16 protein-coding genes, 1 pseudogene and 1 other annotated feature are annotated in these 18,991 nt (G+C 41.3%); of the genes and pseudogenes, 16 read left to right on the top strand and 1 reads right to left on the bottom strand.

Features of this window, described 5'->3' with window-relative positions; all coding sequences use genetic code 11:
* Window positions 1-74 precede the first annotated feature (74 nt).
* Complete coding sequence (locus DYE48_RS04515; protein WP_115822588.1) at window positions 75-1,052, top strand: LysM peptidoglycan-binding domain-containing protein; 978 nt, start codon at window positions 75-77, stop codon at window positions 1,050-1,052.
* Here DYE48_RS04515 and DYE48_RS04510 read toward each other — a convergent pair.
* Entirely contained in the window at window positions 1,049-1,237 is a 189-nt protein-coding gene (locus DYE48_RS04510; RefSeq protein WP_089652686.1) for a hypothetical protein, read from the bottom strand. The genes DYE48_RS04515 and DYE48_RS04510 overlap by 4 nt on opposite strands.
* A gap of 130 nt (window positions 1,238-1,367) precedes the next feature.
* Window positions 1,368-1,595, top strand: a binding site (T-box leader).
* 52 nt (window positions 1,596-1,647) lie between these two features.
* Between DYE48_RS04510 and DYE48_RS04505 the strand changes: the two genes are divergently transcribed.
* The 15 genes and pseudogenes from DYE48_RS04505 (at window position 1,648) to DYE48_RS21535 (ending at window position 18,983) form a co-directional block, all read left to right on the top strand.
* The gene (locus tag DYE48_RS04505; protein WP_115822587.1) at window positions 1,648-4,290 is read left to right on the top strand and encodes a valine--tRNA ligase; all 2,643 of its coding nucleotides are present in this window, start codon (window positions 1,648-1,650) and stop codon (window positions 4,288-4,290) included.
* Between the two features lie 56 nt (window positions 4,291-4,346).
* Window positions 4,347-5,642 (top strand): bifunctional folylpolyglutamate synthase/dihydrofolate synthase, encoded by a 1,296-nt coding sequence (locus DYE48_RS04500; protein WP_425269283.1) that lies wholly within the window; start codon window positions 4,347-4,349, stop codon window positions 5,640-5,642.
* 76 nt (window positions 5,643-5,718) lie between these two features.
* Window positions 5,719-7,452 (top strand): sensor domain-containing diguanylate cyclase, encoded by a 1,734-nt coding sequence (locus tag DYE48_RS04495; RefSeq protein ID WP_115822585.1) that lies wholly within the window; start codon window positions 5,719-5,721, stop codon window positions 7,450-7,452.
* A gap of 117 nt (window positions 7,453-7,569) precedes the next feature.
* Window positions 7,570-7,980, top strand: coding sequence for a prepilin-type N-terminal cleavage/methylation domain-containing protein (locus DYE48_RS04490; protein WP_167449443.1), 411 nt, complete (start codon window positions 7,570-7,572; stop codon window positions 7,978-7,980).
* The gene (locus DYE48_RS04485; protein WP_115822583.1) at window positions 7,977-8,477 is read left to right on the top strand and encodes a PulJ/GspJ family protein; all 501 of its coding nucleotides are present in this window, start codon (window positions 7,977-7,979) and stop codon (window positions 8,475-8,477) included. The genes DYE48_RS04490 and DYE48_RS04485 overlap by 4 nt, the downstream gene beginning before the upstream one ends.
* Before the next feature lie 5 nt (window positions 8,478-8,482).
* Window positions 8,483-10,186, top strand: a complete 1,704-nt coding sequence (locus DYE48_RS04480) for a hypothetical protein (protein ID WP_147299265.1) — start codon at window positions 8,483-8,485, stop codon at window positions 10,184-10,186.
* A gap of 17 nt (window positions 10,187-10,203) precedes the next feature.
* Window positions 10,204-11,571: a putative sodium/potassium/calcium exchanger gene (locus tag DYE48_RS04475; protein WP_115822581.1), complete on the top strand. Its 1,368-nt coding sequence runs from the start codon at window positions 10,204-10,206 to the stop codon at window positions 11,569-11,571.
* A 21-nt stretch (window positions 11,572-11,592) separates the two neighbouring features.
* The gene (locus DYE48_RS04470; protein WP_115822580.1) at window positions 11,593-12,339 is read left to right on the top strand and encodes a PRC-barrel domain-containing protein; all 747 of its coding nucleotides are present in this window, start codon (window positions 11,593-11,595) and stop codon (window positions 12,337-12,339) included.
* A gap of 30 nt (window positions 12,340-12,369) precedes the next feature.
* Window positions 12,370-13,680 carry a VanW family protein gene (locus tag DYE48_RS04465; RefSeq protein WP_115822579.1) on the top strand — a complete coding sequence of 437 codons (1,311 nt, stop codon included), beginning with the start codon at window positions 12,370-12,372 and terminating at the stop codon, window positions 13,678-13,680.
* A gap of 24 nt (window positions 13,681-13,704) precedes the next feature.
* Complete coding sequence (locus DYE48_RS04460) at window positions 13,705-15,327, top strand: GspE/PulE family protein (protein WP_115822578.1); 1,623 nt, start codon at window positions 13,705-13,707, stop codon at window positions 15,325-15,327.
* A 14-nt stretch (window positions 15,328-15,341) separates the two neighbouring features.
* A complete protein-coding gene (locus tag DYE48_RS04455) occupies window positions 15,342-16,382 on the top strand; it encodes a type IV pilus twitching motility protein PilT (RefSeq protein WP_115822577.1) in 1,041 nt (346 codons plus the stop codon).
* Window position 16,383: 1 nt separating this feature from the next.
* Window positions 16,384-17,592: a type II secretion system F family protein gene (locus DYE48_RS04450; protein ID WP_115822576.1), complete on the top strand. Its 1,209-nt coding sequence runs from the start codon at window positions 16,384-16,386 to the stop codon at window positions 17,590-17,592.
* Window positions 17,593-17,667: 75 nt separating this feature from the next.
* On the top strand, window positions 17,668-18,171 hold the full coding sequence (locus DYE48_RS04445; protein WP_115822575.1) for a prepilin-type N-terminal cleavage/methylation domain-containing protein: 504 nt from the start codon (window positions 17,668-17,670) through the stop codon (window positions 18,169-18,171).
* A 53-nt stretch (window positions 18,172-18,224) separates the two neighbouring features.
* Window positions 18,225-18,491 (top strand): annotated as a pseudogene (locus tag DYE48_RS21540) (prepilin peptidase); the annotation flags it as partial.
* A gap of 48 nt (window positions 18,492-18,539) precedes the next feature.
* Window positions 18,540-18,983 carry a prepilin peptidase gene (locus DYE48_RS21535; protein ID WP_341865608.1) on the top strand — a complete coding sequence of 148 codons (444 nt, stop codon included), beginning with the start codon at window positions 18,540-18,542 and terminating at the stop codon, window positions 18,981-18,983.
* Window positions 18,984-18,991: the final 8 nt, after the last annotated feature.

Raw genomic sequence — 18,991 nt, 5'->3', positions numbered from 1 at the left:
TGTATATTACTCTAACTCTCGCATAAGGTGGTAATAGAGAAAAGTGTTTATTACCTTAGGGAGGGGACCGTACTTTGCAAAACAAACAAAATGTATTTTCATTTTATTTAGATGAATCCATATGGTTCAAGGAAGGACAGGGCGTTCGCGAGTTAATCGGCATATCATTAGAACCTGAAATTACCATTGAAGAGCTTGGAGATGAGGTCCGGTTGAAAGGGACTGTCGATCTTGCAGGCGAATACATTCCAACTGGAAGCCAGGATGCGCAGGATGAAAGTCCTCTTGCACCTTCTGTTCGAACCATGGATGTAGTCGAACCATCAGAAGAAGGGATCCATACGTTCAGCCACTCTTTCCCAGTGGAAATTACTGTTCCATTGGAAAGGGTATCGAATTTAGAAGATGTGCTCATCGACATCGAAAGTTTTGATTACGAACTTCCAGCTAATCGTCAACTTCGCCTTCATGCCCATGTGAATATAAACGGACTGGAAGAAAAACAACAAGAAGCATCAAATGAACCGACGTTTGATGAATCCGCGACGGTCGGTCCGGTCAATTTCCAAGAACAAAGTTCAAAAGAATCTCCCGTCCTGCCAGAACGTGAAGCGCCTATTTTCCGGATTGATGAAAAAGATGAAAGTGAGCATAAAGAAGACGATGATGATGGCCGTTGGTTTTATAAGAAATCACAAAGCTTCCCAGAGTTCTTTGGTCATGCTCAGGAAAATACCCAGTTACCTCCTGAAGAGCCTTCCTATGATAGTAGCGAATGGGGCGAGGTCAGTGTAGAAGAGTCCAGCAGCGAAGAATCTGATCAAGAAAGTGCTCAGGCACCTGGGGGCATGGACGGGATCAAACAAATCTTCAAACACCTGTTCCCGAACAGGGAGGACACGTACACACAGATGAAAATGTATATTGCCCAGGAAGAAGAAACGCTGTCGTCAATTGCGGAAAAGTATGAGGTATCTGTGAAACAATTAGAACGAGTCAACGATTATAAAGATGACGTTTCTCCTGGGCAGATTGTGTATATTCCGAACTAAATCCATTTATATTTGAAAGCGAGATACAAACCGAGGACCAATCCGAGAAGGAAGATATCAAAAGTAGTCGGGAAGATGATGGTTCGTAGTGCCTGGAAAATAACGATGGGAAGTAAGGATTTTTCAATGACAAACAACCAGGTTCTGCACCATGGAGGGAGACGATAACGATACAAACGACTCATAAAAAGCACCTCTTTCCATAGGAGGATAAAGGCTCCTGGGCAATCTGCTCAGGGGTTTTCGCCTTTTTCTTTGACGGAGTTGACTAAATGCCTCTTTTTTATATACAATATGTATTATAGTCTTTATACGTGAAATGCTTAGATAGGGAAGAGTACATGAACAATTCCTTCAGAGAGGAAAACAGTTGGTGAGAGTTTTCCAGGAACCCTGTTGATGGAAGGTCGCCCTTGATGCAGCTTCTTTGAACAACGAGTAGGAGAAGCCGGTTAGAAGCCGTTATTTTTATTTGAGTGTACAGGAATGACTTCCTGTAAATTAAAGGTGGTACCACGGAAATGAAACCCTTTCGTCCTTTTCAGGATGAAAGGGTTTTTTATTTTTATAAAGAGAATAAAAGGAGGAAGATCGAATGGATCAAAAAGATCTTTCAATGCCTACAAAGTATGATCCGGCAGCCATAGAAAAGGACCGGTATCAATACTGGGTAGATGGTAAATTTTTTGAAGCAACAGGAGATAAAAACAAGGAACCTTATACGATCGTCATTCCACCGCCGAACGTTACAGGGAAGCTGCACCTCGGCCACGCGTGGGACACGACATTGCAGGATATCCTGACACGTGTGAAGCGGATGCAGGGATATGATGTACTCTGGCTACCGGGCATGGACCATGCGGGAATTGCTACACAAGCAAAAGTAGACGCAAAACTTCGTGAAGAAGGCGTCTCCCGTCATGATCTCGGACGTGAAAAATTCCTCGAAAAATCGTGGGAGTGGAAGCATGAGTATGCGAAATTCATCCGTGCCCAGTGGGAAAAGCTTGGACTTGGACTTGATTATTCTCGTGAACGGTTCACTCTTGATGAGGGTCTTTCAGAGGCTGTTAAAGAAGTTTTTGTAACTCTTTATGACAAAGGCCTGATCTACCGCGGAGAATATATCATCAACTGGGACCCTGCCACGCAGACGGCTTTGTCTGATATCGAAGTAGAATATAAAGATGTGCAAGGTGCGTTTTACCATATGCGCTACCCGTTGAAAGATGAAGAAGGCACAATTGAGATTGCAACCACTCGTCCTGAGACGATGCTTGGAGATACAGCCATTGCCGTTCATCCGGAAGATGAACGTTACAAGCACCTGATCGGTAAAAAAGCGATCCTACCGATTGTCGGCCGGGAAATCGAAATTGTCGCTGATGATTATGTCGATATGGAGTTTGGTTCTGGGGCTGTGAAAATCACTCCAGCGCACGATCCTAACGACTTTGAAATTGGGAACCGTCACAATCTAGAACGAGTTCTTGTCATGAATGAAGACGGAACGATGAATGAAAATGCCGGCAAGTATAAGGGTATGGATCGCTTTGAATGTCGTAAACAAATTGTTAAGGATCTTCAGAATGATGGTGTTCTCTTTGAAATTGAAGACCACATGCACTCTGTTGGTCACTCTGAGCGAAGCGGAGCCGTCGTTGAACCTTATCTTTCCACGCAATGGTTCGTTGATATGAAGCCACTTGCTGATGCGTCGATCGACTTGCAAAAGGGAGACGATCAAGTACAGTTTGTTCCTGATCGCTTTGAAAAGCCATATCTACACTGGATGGAGAACACAAGAGATTGGTGTATTTCCAGACAGTTATGGTGGGGCCATCGTATTCCAGCCTGGTACCATAAAGAAACGGGCGAAATTCATGTCGGTAAAGAAGCGCCGAAAGATCCGGAAAACTGGAAACAGGATGAAGATGTCCTGGATACTTGGTTCTCGTCCGCGCTATGGCCTTTCTCGACGATGGGATGGCCTGATGAAAACAGTGAAGATTATAAACGCTACTTCCCAACCAATGTACTCGTTACAGGATATGACATCATTGGTTTCTGGGTAAGCCGCATGATTTTCCAATCCCTAGAGTTTACAAACGAGCGTCCATTCAACGATGTTCTTATTCACGGTCTTGTTCGTGACGCTGAAGGACGCAAGATGAGTAAATCGCTTGGAAATGGTGTCGATCCGATGGATGTCATTGATAAATACGGGGCCGATTCACTTCGTTATTTCTTATCCACCGGTTCATCTCCTGGTCAGGACTTACGCTTCCACTGGGAGAAAGTAGAATCAACTTGGAATTTTGCCAATAAGATTTGGAACGCTTCCCGTTTTGCCTTGATGAACATGGGCGGCTTGAAGTATGAAGACATTGATATCACAGGTGAAAAATCAGTTGCTGATCAATGGATTTTGACTCGTCTCAACCAGACGATTGAGCAAGTGACGACGAACATCGATAAATATGAATTCGGTGAAGCTGGCCGTCACCTATACAACTTCATTTGGGATGACTTCTGTGATTGGTATATTGAAATGGCGAAACTGCCATTGTATGGGGAAGACGAAGCGCGTATCCATACGACCCGCTCCATTCTTGCGTACACGCTCGATCAGACGATGCGTATGCTGCACCCATTCATGCCATTCATTACAGAAGAAATTTGGCAGCACCTTCCTCATGAAGGAGAGTCCATTACACAGGCTTCATGGCCGGTGGTAAGAGAGGATTTCCATAATGAAGAAGCGGTTGAAGAAATGAATCGTCTTGTTTCCATCATCCGATCTGTGCGTAATATCCGTTCAGAAGTGGACACACCGATGTCCAAGGAGATCCAGTTGATGATCCAGGCGAAAGACGACGATATCGTCAAAGAGCTTGAGAAGAACCGTGACTATTTAGAAAGATTCTGCAACCCTAGTGAACTGACGATTGCAACAGACTTGCAGGCACCTGAAAAAGCGATGTCTGCCGTCATTACCGGTGCGGAATTGTATCTTCCATTAGCAGGATTGATTAATATCGAAGATGAAATCAAGCGTCTTGAGAATGAATGGAAGAAATGGGACCAGGAAGTCACGCGCGTTCAAAAGAAACTTTCCAATGAAGGTTTCGTAAGTAAAGCACCAGAACATGTCGTTGAAGAAGAGCGTAAAAAAGAGACGGACTACCTTGATAAACGTGCTAAAGTAGAAGCACGAATCAAAGAGTTAAAAGCATAAAGAGGGAGGAGGGTATTCTACGGAGTACTCTCCTTTTTTGAAAAGAGGGAATAGAAATGGATTATGAAGAAGCAATTGCTTGGATTCACTCTAGAGAGAAATTCAAAGTGAAGCCTGGGTTGAAGAGAATGGAATGGATGATGGAGAGGCTGGATCATCCAGAGAAAAAATTCAAAGCGGTCCATATCGCGGGAACGAACGGGAAAGGGTCCACGCTCTCTTTTCTCCGGCATATCCTAAAAGAGCAGGGAATGTCCATCGGTACTTTCACCTCACCTTATATAGAGAAGTTCAATGAGAGAATCAGTGTGGATGGACGTCCGATTGAAGATGAAGAATTGGCTGAACTAGTTCTCAGGGTCAAACCTCTATCTGAAGAATTGAGTCAAACCCCTTTAGGAGAACCTACGGAATTTGAAATCATAACAGCGATGGCCATGCTTTATTTTTCCGAGGCTCCGCTTGATATTGTATTGATTGAAACGGGTTTGGGAGGAAGGTTTGATTCGACAAACATCCTAACACCTGTTCTATCCCTTATTACAAATATCGGACATGATCATATGAATGTTCTAGGTGCTACAATAGGAGAAATTGCAGTAGAAAAAGCGGGAATCATTAAACCTGACATCCCTGTAGTTACTGGAGTCAAGCAGCAGGAAGCTATAAACGTAATCACTAAAAAAGCGCGGTCATGTGATTCAAAGGTGTTCAGACTTGGCAAGGATTTTGAAGTTACTCATCGATCTAGTAGTGATGAAGGAGAGAGTTTTGTTTTCTCAAATGAAACGTTCCATTCTGAAACCTATGTAAGTCAGATGAAAGGTCCTCATCAGGTGGAAAACGCGGCGTTGGCCCTTCAGGCCGTAGAAGTGTTAAGGTCTCTTGGGGTTCGGATTGACCGTAGTCTTTATGGAAAAGGCACGGCATCCACAAGTTGGCCCGCAAGGTTTGAGAAAGTGAAGGACGCGCCTTTGACGATTATAGATGGGGCGCATAATGAAGAGGGGACGAGCGCTCTTGTAGAAACGGTGAAACGTCATTACGCAGGTGAAAAAATTGTCCTCGTCTATTCTGCCTTAGAAGACAAGCCTGTAAAAAAAATGTTGAAACAACTGGAGAGTGTTGTCGATACTGCTTATATGACAACATTTGAGTTTCCTAGAGCTTTGAAAGGCCATGAGCTTGCTGAATACTCGGAGATAACGGAGACCATCGCTATTGAAGATTACAAGCAGGCCATTCGTAAAGCCTCTTTCAATGTTGGAGAAGACGGCGTTCTGCTCATTACAGGATCGCTATATTTTATATCTAAAGTCAGGAAATATTTTGAAAGTAAAGAAAATTCGTGATAGGATAGTAATGTTCTGAATTTCTCATGGTAAAATAGTCGTGCGTAAGTGTAGGTCCTTAGGGTGGGGTGGTAGGATGACGAAGCAAAAGAAATATGCCGTTTGGTTTGTGTGGGCATCTATTTGGCCTGCTAGTTTAGTTTACTTGTACTTATGGTTATCCCCCGTTATAGAAGGAAACAGGGTAGAAATTGCTGCCTTTATCATCCTTGCTTCCATCGTAGCTTTATTTCCGCTGCAAATCGGAGACCACCCCGTATTTTTTACGCAGGGGATCGCATTTGCAGTTTTTTTATATTATGGACTTTTTATAGAGATCATTGTTTCTCAGGTGGCTATTTTAGCATTAATGGCAAAAATGAGACTCGGTCGAACAAACCTTCACCGATTACCGATAAATTTGTTTATGTTCTTACTGATTTCAGTGGTCTCCGCGGGAATCTATTACGCCCTCGGAGGAACACACGGCCCATCAGCTGTGAATGATATAGGCGATGCCGTACCCATCGTGAGTTATGTACTCTCCCAAATTGTCCTCAACCAATTCTCAATAAAATTTGTAGCAAAAGTACTTTATAATAAAGAGATTCAATGGCTCGATAAAGGTTTTGCCTGGGAACTGTTGACGTCAAGTCTTGTCCTGCCCATTGGTTTTGTCCTTTATATGGTTTACTCAGAGTTTGGAATGAGTGGAATTTTCTTTGTGGGCATTCCTTTCGTTTTTATTTCAGGGATGTTGATGCTTTACCATAACAGTAATCAGGTGAATACATATTTAAGAAAGACGAGCATCATCGGTCATGAGCTGACCGGAAAACTCGGAGTGAGAGAAGTGCTTGATATTTTCGTCGATCGATTGAGCGAACTCCTTCCTGTGGATTATATCTATGTCTATGACGTTAATAAGAACAAACGGATGGAGCTGATTCGTTTCTTTGATCGATCGGGTGAAATCGATTTTCCTAATATTCAACTTTGCAAAGGGCAAAGTATCAGTGGCAATACATGGCAGGAAGGAAAGAGTGTCTTTTATAAAAAGAAATCGGAATGGTCCCACTTAGAAAATCAATATACCCCTGACCGTGCTGAAACGGTCTTGTCTGTACCCGTTGAGAGAAATGGAGAAATTGTTGGGGTCATCACCATTTACTCAGCCAAAAAGCGAGCTTTCCTACAATTTCAGTTTATGATTTTAAATATCCTGGGGAATTATTTAGGTGTGGCGATAGATAATGCTCGACATTATGAGAAAACGAAAGCAGAAAGTGAGCGTTGTGCTCTTACTGGCTTATACAATTATCGTTATTTTGAGGATCATATCGTGGACACCTTTAAAATGAATCAAAGGCAAGAAAGAGGAGCGGCGATTTCCCTCGTTTTATTGGATATTGATCACTTTAAGCGTGTGAACGATACATACGGACATGAAAGTGGCAATGAAGTCCTCGTTTCACTATCAGATAGACTCCAGGAGGTAGTGGGTGGACATGGGACACTTGCAAGGTATGGTGGAGAGGAATTTGTGATTCTTTTGCCAGGGTATTCTCAAAGTGAGGCATTAAAAGTAGCCCATTCAATACGCGCGAGGATCATACAAAAACCTTTTATTTCTAAATTACATATTCATGAATCGCATGAGCCTGTATCTATCTCAGTGACAGCGAGTATTGGGGTAGCTACTTATCCTGATCATTGTGAAGAAGCTTTTGATTTAATTCGTCAAGCGGATCGAGCGATGTACATAGGGGCGAAACAAAGAGGGCGAGATCGTGTGGCAAGTTACAAAGAACTGATTGAAACTGTTCAATGAATAATGTTGGACAGTTTTTTTGTAAGCTTAATAGGTAATTTGTCGAATTCTCACAGGACAAAGTCCTATATTTACGATATAATTTTGATAATAGATGCAAAATGGGGGAGAAGGCGAATGCCTAATTTTGGGGAAGAGAAAGCATTTTCACTTGTAGAAGTGATTGTTGCCATGGCCTTACTTCTTGTCATATTCATTGTTTCGACACAAATCGTTATGAATACAATGACACAATCGAATACGATTGATGCGGACTTTACTACCATGGAAATTGCAGACGGTGTACTGAAAGCCTATCAATCTAAATCACCCGAAGATTTGGACGATCATAAAGGCAAGGGAGAAATACCAGTGAACCTCCCTGATCTGCTAGAATTGCCAGCCGGCAAAAAAGTCGAACAATATGAAGGGCATGTGCTGGTGACAGATCCTGATGAGACTAGTTTGACTAACTACTTAACGAAAATCGTCGTTACGGTCTCGGCGAACAATAAAGAGACTCAATTAGAAGGATATGTAGAGAGATGAATATCAAAAGCGAAAAAGGCATGACATTAGTAGAACTTTTAGCCGTAGTCAGCCTCTCCATGATTGTTATGGTAGCTGCTTATCATGCATTTTATTTTGTTACAGGTGCCGTTGAAACGTCATCGATTAAAACGGAGCTAAGAAAAGAGGCAAATTTACTCATCTTAAGTTTAGAGGAAAACTTGATCAACGTCGATTCCATTAAAGTTCAAAATGCGGATACAACGACCTTTCAAGCATTCACTGCAACAGCGGCTCGTTTAAATGGCATGGGTGAAGATTCAGCCTTTACTTACATAGAAGAAACGACAGATGTCTCCATTCAAAATGGTCATTTACTTATAGACGATATTCAACAAAACGCTGATGATATGGACTTATCCAATACAACATTCGAGCTTAATGGTGATAAATTGACGGTCCATTTAGAAATTTTTAAAGAAAATACAGATGAAACCTACAGCCTGGTAAAAATCTTCCGCTTAGGGACTGAGTGATAAAAATGAGAAATTCTTTTAAAAATGAAGGTGGCTATGTTCTTGTTACCGTCCTAATCATGTTTGTCATCTTTAGCATTTTAGGCTTGAGCTTAATGAGTTATACGATCGGTTCTCAGCAATTTTCTTCTGCCAATACCGATTTTATAGAGACGAAAGCGGATGCTGAAATGACAGTGCAGGAAGCTCAGGCCCATATCATGAAAGGTGTCGATGAAATCAATGATGATCTTGCTGAAGCGACCCCTGATTTAGGTGGAGTCATCAGTAGAATCAATCGTGTTATTCATCAAGCAGAGCAAAGACTGGGTGATGAAGGGCTTATTAAGAAAAAAGTTTTGAAAGATGGCGAGAATGGTGTGTTTTTGCAAAAGGTCGATATAGAGGTTGATGTAGAAGGTTCAGATAAAACGCTGGTCCGTACATTTACGATTTCTACGATCGCTGATGTATTCAGGTATGGGGCAGTAACTCCAGGGGACATGCGTTTGAACGGAGCGCCTTATATTAAGGGTGATGTATTCGTTGGTAATGATTTAAGGTTACATGATGAAGCATATTTCATATCTGGCTATGGTCGTTGGGCTGAAACTTCCTATCCATCTATCCAGGGTGACTTATCAGTAAAGGGACGCTATGAAGTTCCGGGATGGCTTTGGGAATGGAGAATATTAGAAGAGGATTTGGACTCTTACTTTGAGATAAAACCTAGAATAGTAGATGAAAACCCGGATGTTGCCCCGTTAAAGGTATTAGAATATATCACTGAAAAAAGAAACGATCCAATAGGCATTATAACCATGAGAGGTTACCCTGGCAACATAGATGAGATTGATGGTTATCAGGTCATTAAAAGAGGTTACGAAAGACAGGGGAAATCTCCAAAAGCTCCTGACCGGTTCTATGGTGATACTTATATTCGTGGGGATCTTAAACTAAAAGGGTCTAACTTAAAAGTGGATGGGAACTTAATTGTGGACGGAGATATTACTATTGAACCAGATGGAAATGATGAGTCCTCTCTCACCGTTGATGGATCCATATATGTTCATGAGAATGCTAAATTAACTGGAACAGTCTTGTTGCCAGAAAGTAAATTCATGTATATCAATGGATATCCCAAAAATAAGAATTGCAATGGAAACAATACTCAAAACAACAAGTGCGGTATTTATATAAGCGACTTGACCTTTCAAGGAAGCATTTACACAAACCATGAGATTGATATAAGTGAAGACTTAAATATGAACGGGACTCTTTATACTCGTTTAGGTGGACGTATAGAAAATTTATCTAACGAAAGTGGCGGAACACTCGTTGTAGTAAGTGAAGGTGAATTGACGATTGCTAACAATAATTTGTATAACAATGAACCGAAAGTCATAAATGCCTTCTTTTATACGAATAGCGATTTGGATATCTACGGTGTTGGCTCAAACTTGAAAATCCGTGGAGGCGTATATGGAAGGAATGTAACATTAAATGCCGTTAAAGGATCATCCAGTGATGAATATTTTTCTGGTTCCACCAATTTCTCAAGTAGTCGTGACCCCTTGTATGTACAGAACAATCAAAATTCTATAAATTCTCAATTGTCCAGGCTGACTATAGAGTATGCTCAAGAACTTATTCTAAATCCACCTGATGGCATACCTACTGTCGATAAAGTCACAGTAAAAGAAATAGATTCTCACTTTTATGATCAATAAGGGAAGGAGGAGCAATCATGCCAGACATATACATATGGTTACTTACAATTGCTTTAGCATATATCATCCTTCGATTTATACCCATAAACCTTCCTATGAAGGGACGGATGATTTTGTGGCTTACAGGAGCATTAATTAGTGCTTTAGCTCTTCTAGCGACGATTACATATACTTTCTGGATGGGAATTCTTGCAACGCTTGTACTCGGGATTGTGTTTACTGTTCTCTTGCAAGAAAAAGCACCTCAGGTGTTTGCTGGCCAAGATAACACTGGAGAAACACCAGGTGTACAAAAAAATACCCCTCATACAGAAGACTATGATTATGGATACCAGAACGAAGAGGATGAAGAACATATTTTAGAAGGTGAGAATCCGGAAGGGGTAGCGAGTCCTATAGCTGATGAAAGATCTGTTCGGATTGAAGATTTGTCACATGAAAACCTTGAAATGAAAGAAGAACAAGGCATTCCCGCGCTTGAAACAACAGGGGGAGAAGGAGAACATTCACGGTCAAGCGAAGTTGAAGTTAACTGGAATGAGTCTGAAGAAGCCATTCTAGAGAATGATGATTTAACTGAAGATTCATCTGTAGAAGATATACAAACCCAGGAAGATAAGTTCAATTTCTCCGAGGGCGATGATGAAGCTCTTTTATTAGAGGAAGAGCTTGCACAGTTAAGAATGGAAGAAGAAAGTGAAGGATATGGAGAGGACCTTGAGAATTCCGAGGATGTTACAGAAGAAGAGTTAATGGCGGAAAGAAATCTTCATTTAGATATCGAAGAGAACGAACTCGAACTTGAATTCATTAAGGCTGAAGAACTTCAAAGTGATATAGAGAATACAGACAACAGTACCGCTGAAGAAGATTTAAAATCTAAAGAAGAAATCATAAATGAAATTAACGATTCAACAGATTCTGACAAAGATATTACCCGGGAAATGAACAATCAGGAAGAAGAAATGTCTGTAGATAATCGGGAAGAAATCATATACCCGGTCACTACTCATGATATGGACCCAGATATTGAAGATAACGAAGATAGTCTTGCTCTTGAAGAAGATTATGAAGAAGAACTGATAGCAGATGAAGCGTTAAGGAAACAGTTGCTTGAGCTGATGATTGAAAAGATTGAATATATGGAAGAACAAATGACAGGGTTTGAGTACGAGAATTATGTTAAAGCTCATCTATCTGAGAAACTACCAGATTTGGAATACTACTCAATCTCTAAATTCTTAATAAAGTATTACATTAAGAACGAAAAAACAGATGAGCTTGTACTTTTTGTAGGTGAGTTGATTGATAAGTTCGCATCATACTCGCTGCTTATCGAAGAGTTAAGGTATGTACTTCAACAACAAGTTCAATATACAAAATAATGATGGGTGTGTAGAGAGAACATGAAAAAGAGCATAGAAATTATCGGATTTCCAATTATCAGTATCTCAGCCGGTGAAGAAATCGGTCGTGTGAAATCCATCGTAATCAATCCAGAAAAAGGATCCGTAGATTTTTTGACGGTTGAGCATGAAGACTGGCAAGTGAGTGTGAAGGCGATTCCGTTCCAAAAAATCATCGGAATCGGAAAATATGCGATTACTGTAGAAAGTACGCATTCCATTTTGGATTTAAATGAGATCCCGATTGCGAATCAACTGATTAACAAAAAGGTTTATATTAAAGGTGCTCAAGTTATGACTCGTGTTGGGGAATTAGTGGGAGAAATCACGGAGTACTATGTAAATGAAACGAATGGACAAATTATTTCTGTAGATGTGACAACAGGAGATCAAGATAGTATAGAAGTTTCATCTGAGTACATTATTACCTATGGTGAAAACCTGATCATACTGAACGAAGAGTTTTCAACAGGAGAAGTGGAAGCTAGGAATCCAAAAGAAGCTTCCGCACCAGTAGAAATAAAGAAATCCTTCCATTTCTCAACAACCGCTAACCAGGAGCGTGTGAATGATCTCGATCGTAAGCAGGATGAATTGTTGGAAGGGAAACAAGCGACAAAAAACATTGTGAATTCTCAGGGGGAAACCGTAGTCACAGAAGGAACGGTTTTAACCAAGACTGAAATTGATCACTTAAAACAGTACGGTCCAAGCGTTATGGTTGAATTGAGCATGAATGTGAAGTAATGCAAATAGATCCAGAGGAGGTGTTAAAAGTTGAAACAATCATTGAATCTTAAGCTGCTTTTTTTAGTGGTTGCTGTTGGTATGTCGATGTTTCTTTTTACAATCGGAAGTTCAGCAGCTATTCAATATGTCACCACTGGAAAACACCTCCCGGAGAATACTGTGATTGCTTCTGTCAATGTATCACAAAAAAGTAAAGAAGAAGCGGTACAACTGCTTTCAGAAAAAATACAGAACTGGAAAGAAAACCATTCGATTGTAGTTAAATTGGATGGAAAAGAACTGACCGTTGATCCGAACATGATTCAGTTCGATGTAGCATCAACTGTTGAACAAGCTATGGATACAACCATTCGAGATTTGCAGGTTACCGTTAATGAGTCTTATGTGACGGATTTGAAACCTTATATGAATGATTCACTTGCTTCAGAGTTTTCTCAGGAACAATTCATTGAAACTGTGAAAAGAGATGCAGCACAATTGGTAGATGCCCCTTTAGAGTATGTCGCTTATGACTTTGTTAAGGGAAATAAGGCCTCCCTTTACGAAAGCATTGGTAGTCAAACGGTCGCCGTGCCACAAGAAACAAGCATGGATCGGGCTGTGAAACTATTTGATGAAGAAGAGCTTGAAGATGGCGCTGTCTTTTCATTCAACCGCTTGTTAAATATTGATGGAGTGTACGATGAAGTTTCTCTGGATGTGCTGGCTTCTGCGATCTATGGAGCGAGTGTTAAAGCCGGAATGATCATCCAGGAAAGACATATCAGCCATCGATTGCCCGAGTACGCAGAAATTGGTATGGAAGCGAATGTAGACGTTAATCAAGGCCAGGATTTGAAAGTGTACAACCCATTCTCTGGGGACTATCAACTGTCTGTAAGTGTAGAAGGTGGAAATGTTAATGTCCAATGGATCGGATACCCGACAACCTCAGATTTTCATGTTCAGTTGTTGGGTCGTGAAGAAATATCTCCTAAAACGATCATCCAGTATTCTTCTCTTGTTCATAGAGGGACATACAATCTTTTACAAGAAGGGGAAAAAGGTGAGGTTGTGTCCGTTTATCGTATTGACAGATCTTTATCCGATGGAGAGGAGGAGTTTATTTCGGAAGACTATTATCCACCGGTAGCTAGAGTGGAAGAACACCCTCCTGCTTCAGAGGCGAGTCCAACAGAGAATTCAGGATCGAATAATGAAGACAGCAGCTCTAATTCTGAAGATGGAAAAAATAATGCCGAAGAAGACGATGGTGATGGGAATTCCAGTGATACTAAATCATTGCAAAAGAATGAGGATGGCATTTGGGAGGTCGTTCCTGATGGAGAATCTAAGTGATGGACGAAAAAGGATGAGCCGGTCATGATCAAGAGAAAAAGGTTAGGCGATTTGTTAAAAGATGCAGGAATTATTGAAGAAAATCAGATTCAAGAAGCGCTGGAAAGCAAAAAGCCGGACCAGAAGCTTGGGGACGTTCTTGTAGAAAAAGGTTTTGTAACGGAAAAGCAATTGATTGAAGTGTTGGAATTTCAACTGGGAATCCCACATGTTTCTTTGTTTCATTTTCCTATCGATCCTCATGTCATCACAATCGTCAGCAAAGATTTCGCTATTCGTAATCTTTTAGTACCTATACAACGAAAAGGAGAAGAATTGACGGTAGCCATGTCGGATCCGATGGACTATTTTTCCATTGATGATTTGAAAATATCTACTGGGTTTAAAATTTCTCCGGTCATTGCAACAAAGCATGAGATCCTTCAAGCTGTTAACCGTCATTATAATTTGAATGATTCGAGTCTCGTTGAAAATGAAGAAGATACGGATGAAGCACCTGCTATTAAGTTAGTGGATCAATTGCTTCAAGCAGGTGTCCAGCTGAAGTCGAGCGACATCCATATTGACCCCCAGGAATCGCGGGTTTTAATCCGCTATAGGATTGATGGTGTTTTAAGGACGGAGCGTACGTTACCGAAGTCTTTCCAAAACAGTCTGATCGCCCGTGTGAAAATCATGGCTAATCTAAATATTACAGAAAACCGCCTGCCACAGGATGGGCGGATCAAAACGAACGTTGATCGGTCACCAGTGGATTTAAGAATATCCATCCTTCCTACGGTCTATGGGGAAAAAATCGTCATCCGGATTCTAGACCTTTCTAATGCATTAAGTTCAATCGAAGACCTTGGTTTTAATAAAATTAATGCACAGAAATATAAACAATTGATTGAGCAGCCGTCTGGTCTCATCCTTATCACAGGCCCTACGGGTTCGGGGAAATCATCTACTCTTTATGCATCCTTGAATCGTTTGAATACAGACGATGTCAACATCATCACGGTAGAAGATCCCGTTGAGTATCAAATCGAAGGACTGAACCAAGTCCAGGTGAACACATCCATTGGATTAACCTTCTCTAAAGGACTCCGCTCGATTTTACGTCAGGACCCTAACATTGTCATGGTCGGTGAGATCAGGGATTCAGAAACAGCGGAAATCGCCATTCGTGCTTCTCTGACGGGTCACTTAGTTTTGAGCACGTTACATACGAACAGTGCTATTGCTACAATTCCCCGTTTATTTGATATGGATGTGGAACCATATCTTGTCGTTTCTTCCTTATCAGGTGTGGTCGCTCAACGGCTAGTCAGAAAAATATGCCGTGATTGCAGACAGGCACATGCACTTACGGAGATGGAGAAAAAACATTTTCAAAAACGTGGAATGACGGCAGATACCATCTACAAAGGATCGGGTTGTGACAGCTGTCAAAACACGGGATACCGCGGCCGTATGGCCATTCAAGAAGTGTTAGTCATTGATGATGAAATCCGGACCATGATGATGAACAATGGCAGTATGGACCAAGTCCGGCGTTACGCATTGAAGCAGGGGATGCTTTTCCTATTAGACGATGGTTTGTTGAAAGTGAAGCAGGGACTGACGACGTTAGAAGAAGTGCTTCGCGTCGCAAAAGTCGACTAGCGAGGTGGTAAGACATGAAAGAGAAATTTGATCAGCTCCTGACGGTTGCGAACGAATATGAGGCCTCTGATATTCATTTAACAGTTGGAGTGCCTCCGATATTCAGGATCCACGGTCAGTTAAGAAAGTATGGAAAAAATCCACTGAAACCGGCAGATACAGATGGGATGGCGAAGGCGATCTTATCTGACGATTTACATGAACAGTTGATCAGTAACCGTGAAGTGGATGTGTCCTACGGAATTGCGGGTGTTTCGAGGTTTCGTATTAATATTTACTATCAAAGAAATTGCCTTTCAATGGCCGTCAGGATTGTGCCCCGGGAGATTCCTTCGATTGAAGAACTCCACATGCCGCAAGTGTTAAAGAAAATCAGCAGCTATGCCCAGGGTCTTGTTCTCGTCACTGGTCCTACAGGTTCAGGGAAATCTACGACCCTCGCTTCGATGGTTGATTACATTAACCAATCCGCCCGCAAGCATATCATCACCCTGGAGGATCCGATCGAGTACACCCATAATCATAAAAACTGCATCGTGGATCAGCGGGAAGTCGGATTTGATACGAGGAATTTTGCAAATGGCTTACGCTCTTGTTTACGTCAGGATCCTGATGTCATTTTGGTTGGAGAGCTGCGGGACTTTGAGACGATTTCGACAGCGCTGACGGCGGCCGAGACCGGTCACCTTGTATTTGGGACCTTACATACGACTAATGCTCCAGACACAATCGATAGAATCATTGATGTTTTCCCACCAAACCAACAGGGGCAGGTGAGGGTTCAGCTTGCAAACGTTTTGCAGGCAATTGTTTCTCAGCGCTTATTCCGGCGTTTAGATAAAAAGGGAAGAAGAGCTGCGGTTGAGATTCTGTTGAACACTCCCGCCGTCAAGAATCTAATTAGAAATGAAAAGATTCATCAAATTGAAAATGTCATGCAAACAACGAAGGCTCAGCAAATGCAAACGTTGGAGATGTCGATACAGGAATTGCTTAGAGAAAAAGTCATTGATGAACGTGATGCGGTTCCATATTTGAAAGAAGGGGGCTTATAGAATGCCCTATTATTTCTATCAAGGACGCAGTCTACTCGGTAAAGCTCAAAAGGGCAGGCTGCGTGCAAATTCTAGAAAAGAAGCGGTCATGTCATTAAAAGAGCGGGGCATTACCATATCGGAAATTAAAGAAATCGACAGTGTTCTCTTAAAAGATATCCAAATAGGAAGCCCTGTAAAGCCTAAGGATTTTGTCATTTATCTGAGGCAATTTTCTACACTCATGAGAGCAGGGATTTCTTTGCTTGAATCGACAAAAATTCTTGCAAAACAATCCAATAGTCGTGCGTTGAGTGAAGCTCTCTATGATATCAGCGATCAGTTGGAAGGTGGACGTGCATTTTCTGAAGCAGCAGCTTCCCATTCGAAAATCTTTTCCAACTTATTTATCAATATGGTAAGAGCAGGTGAGGTTGGAGGTAATCTGGATGATATCCTGGAACGCTTAGCGGTTTATTATGAGAAACAATACGATACAAGACAAAAAATCATATCCGCTTTAACCTACCCTCTGGTAGTCGGACTCATTGCGATTGGTATCGTTATTTTCTTATTAACCTTTGTCGTCCCCAGGTTTGCAAGCATGTTCGACACCATGGGAGGAGAACTTCCGTGGATCACCCAGCTTACGCTTAGTATGAGCCACTTTTTTCAAAATTTTTGGTACGTTGTGATCCTTATTCCAATTGTTTTATTTATCGCTTTTAAATTGCTCGTAGATAGAAACCCGAAACTGCAATACACAGTGGATGTACTAAAGCTGAAAATTCCTGTGTTCGGACCATTAATACAAAAAGCCGCTCTAGTACGGATGACAAGTACATTGAGTTCTTTAATGAATAGTTCGGTACCCATTTTAAAATCACTACAAGTGACACAAAACGTAGTCGAAAATAAAGTGGTCGAACGAGCGATTATGAATAGTTATAAATCTTTGGAAAAAGGAAACAACCTTTCCGATCCATTACGGCAGTATCCGATTTTCCCACCCTTAGTGATACAGATGATGGCTGTAGGAGAGGAAACAGGTTCTCTTGATTACATGCTTTCAAAAGTCGCTGAATTCTATGAATCTGAGCTTGAATATACGACAGACCGATTGAAAACGCTGATCGAGCCTCTGATGATTTTAGCGTTGGCGCTTGTCGTTGGAGGAATCGTTGCAGCTATTGCTGTACCGATGTTTTCGATCTTCGACACGATCAATTAAGATTTTGTAAGAATGTGCAAAAATGCTAGTTTGCAAACATTTTATCCTTTATAATGAACATAGGACATTTTGCTAATGAAAAAAGTAGTACATAACCATTGGCAGAAAATCGAAAGTACTACAAAAGGAGCGAGAAGGATGAAGAAGTTGAGAGAAATGTTTAAGAATGAGAAAGGTTTCACGTTGATTGAGCTTTTGGCTGTTATTGTTATTTTGGGGATTATTGCTGCGATTGCTGTCCCAGCGATTGGTAGTTTAATCGCTAGTACAGAAGACGATGCACACGACGCAAATGCTCTCTCTTTATTAGAATCAGCTAGATTAGCTTACGTAAGTGGGGATATTACTGAAGCCGACTCCCCGGTTTCAGCCACTGATTTGGTTACTGCGGGTTATCTTGATGGAGTCCCACAAGATCCTGAAACAGAGGACACTTATGCTCTTGCTCAAGTTTCAATTACTACTAATGCTAATTCTAATCAAGTAACTTACGAAGTTAGTCTTGGCTCTGCAGATGATGGAACTTCCAATTATATAACTGACGCCACAAAATCTGCATTAAATGATCAAACTGATTAAATGAAAATGGCCCGGGCTCGCCCGGGCTTATTCACTAAGAAAGAGGTAAATAGATGGATTTATTAACGTGTTTATATACATTTATTACGGGCACAATAGTCGGCTCTTTTTACAACGTCGTCGGTCTACGCTTACCAAGAAACAACCCTTTCACAACTTCACGTTCAGCATGCCCTCATTGTTCAACACCCCTACAAGCAAGAGACTTAATCCCACTTTTTTCTTACCTCATATTCAAAGGTAAATGTAGACACTGTCAGCATTCAATTTCAATAACCTACCCACTTGCTGAGCTAATTACGGGTTTCCTTATTTTATTGGCATACGTAAATCTAGGTTTAACATTGGAGTTCGCAGGAGCATGTCTCTTGATTTCCCTAGCGGTTATTGTGACAGTGAGTGATGTCAACTACATGTTGATCCCAAACAAACTGTTATTATTCTTTACGGTAGTCTTTATTATTTTCCGGATTATTGACCCTTTGCACCCATGGTACGACTCCATATACGGTGCTCTAGCCGGGTTTGTCATCATCCTTACAATTATTGTACTGAGTAAGGGCGGCATGGGGGCTGGGGATATGAAGCTATTAGGAACGTTAGGAATACTGTTGGGTTTAAAACTAACATTGCTAACCTTATTTTTAGCCACTTTAATTGGAACGGTTATCAGTCTGACTTTATTAAGCTTCAAAGTGATCGGCAGGAAAGATCCCTTTCCATTTGGTCCGTCGATTGTACTTGCTGCGGTCATTAGTTACCTGTTCGGTTTTGATCTGTTGCAACTTTATTATGAAACGTTTTTCTTATAGAAGGAGGG

This window comes from Halobacillus trueperi (assembly GCF_003386945.1).
GTDB lineage: Bacteria > Bacillota > Bacilli > Bacillales > Halobacillaceae > Halobacillus > Halobacillus aidingensis.
This window is presented reverse-complemented; position numbering and strand designations above follow the sequence as displayed.